The 1,874-nt window shown below is 70.5% G+C and carries 2 protein-coding genes; both read left to right on the forward strand.

Features of this window, described 5'->3' with window-relative positions; translation table 11 throughout:
* A partial coding sequence (locus ACFFNX_RS48915) for a sensor histidine kinase (protein WP_378213309.1) occupies nucleotides 1–1,152 on the forward strand: 1,152 nt, incomplete at its 5' end.
* Entirely contained in the window at nucleotides 1,145–1,582 is a 438-nt protein-coding gene (locus ACFFNX_RS48920) for a response regulator (protein WP_378213310.1), read from the forward strand. The genes ACFFNX_RS48915 and ACFFNX_RS48920, both read left to right, overlap by 8 nt.
* The last annotated feature ends 292 nt before the right edge of the window (nucleotides 1,583–1,874 follow it).

The raw sequence follows: 1,874 nt of genomic DNA on the forward strand, positions 1-1,874 counted from the left end.
GAGCCGCTCGCCGCCCGGCGCGGCTCCGCGGCGGGCGCCGGTGACGCGCCGTTCTCGCGGGTCCGCGCCGCCAACGCGACGCTCCAGCGGGACCAGACCGCCCTGTACCAGAGGTTCGCCCGCCGGCTGAACGACCAGGTCGACCGGGTCTACTGGTCCCTGGCCGTGGCCGTCGTGGTCACTCTGCTGTCGGCCGCCGGCCTCGCGTGGCTGATCCGGCGGGCCGTCCTGCGCCCGCTGTCGTCGCTGGCCACCAACGTACGGGCGGTGGCGCAGGGCGACCTGACCCACTCCCTCGAACTCCGCGGCTCGGCCGAGTTCGTCGAGCTGGCCACCATCGTCGACGGCATGCGGCAGCGTCTCGTGGAGGAGTGGCGCTTCACCTCCGAGGCCCGGCGCCGGCTGGACGAGCAGGCCACCGAGCTGCGCCGGTCGAACGCCGAACTGGAGCAGTTCGCGTACGTCGCCAGCCACGACCTGCAGGAGCCGCTGCGGAAGGTCGCCAGCTTCTGCCAGATGCTGGAGCGAAAGTACAACGACAAGCTGGACGACCGCGGCAGGCAGTACATCGAGTTCGCGGTCGACGGCGCCAAGCGCATGCAGGTGCTCATCAACGACCTGCTGAGCTTCTCCCGCGTCGGCCGGATCGAACGCCGCGAGGCGACGGTCGACCTGCGGGCGTGCCTGGACCGGGCGCTGTTCAACCTCGCCCAGCTGCGCGAGGACAATGAGGCCGACGTGACCGCGGACGAACTGCCGCGGCTGCCGGGCGACCAGACCCAGTACACCCAGTTGCTGCAGAACCTCGTCGGCAACGCGATCAAGTTCCACGGCGACGAGCCGCCACGCGTGCACATCGGCGCCCGCCGGGACGGCGCGTTCTGGGAGTTCTCCTGCTCCGACAACGGCATCGGGATCGACGGCAAGTACGGTGAGCGCATCTTCCTCATCTTCCAGCGCCTCCATCCCCAGGACGTCTACACGGGGACCGGTATCGGCCTGGCGATGTGCAAGAAGATCGTCGAGCATCACGGCGGCCGGATCTGGCTCGACACCCCCGCGTCCGACGCCGACGGCTCCGGGGCCACCGCCCGGGGCGGCACCGGCACGACCATCCGCTGGACCCTTCCCGCTGGAGACGACGATGACTGACGGCGCACGCTCGATCGAGGTCCTCCTCGTGGAGGACGACCCCGGTGACGTGCTCCTGACCCGGGAGGCGTTCGACGACAACAAGCTCCGCAACAACCTCCACGTCGTCAGCGACGGGGAGGAGGCGACGGCCTACCTGCGCCGGCAGGGCCCGTACGCCGGCATACCCCGGCCCGACCTGATCCTGCTCGACCTCAACCTGCCGCGTAAGGACGGCCGGGAGGTTTTGCGCGACATCAAGGCCGACCCGGACCTGCGCTCCATCCCCGTCGTCGTGCTGACGACCTCGGAGGCGGACGAGGACATCCTGAACAGCTACGACCTGCACGCGAACGCGTACGTCACCAAGCCGGTGGACTTCGACGACTTCATCCGCATCGTCCGCCAGATCGACGACTTCTTCGTGTCGGTCGTCAAGCTGCCCCACTGAGCGGATCGCAGGCTCGCCGGGAATCCGGGTAGATCTCGGCGCGCGGACGCACCGCCCCGTCCGCTTTCCGCCGATCACTCGATCACCGGCGCCCCGAATGGGATCATGTCCGCGGATGGACGTGCCCCCGAGGAGGCGACAGTGAGCCAACCCCCCGGCGAGTCTCCGGCCGACGAGTCCCCATCGAGCGGATCCGCGGAGGGCGAGCCCGCGTCCGGCCGTACGAACGAGCCCGGCGACGGCCCGGCCGACGCGACCCGGACCGACCGGCCGCGCGAGGCCGCGTCCGGCG

It is taken from the genome of Actinoallomurus acaciae (genome assembly GCF_042429965.1).
Lineage (GTDB): Bacteria > Actinomycetota > Actinomycetes > Streptosporangiales > Streptosporangiaceae > Actinoallomurus > Actinoallomurus acaciae.

Bases quoted from the DNA above. Each gene is read 5' to 3' on its own strand.
- ACFFNX_RS48920 (WP_378213310.1), top strand. From the start codon at position 1,145: ATGACTGACGGCGCACGCTCGATCGAGGTCCTCCTCGTGGAGGACGAC.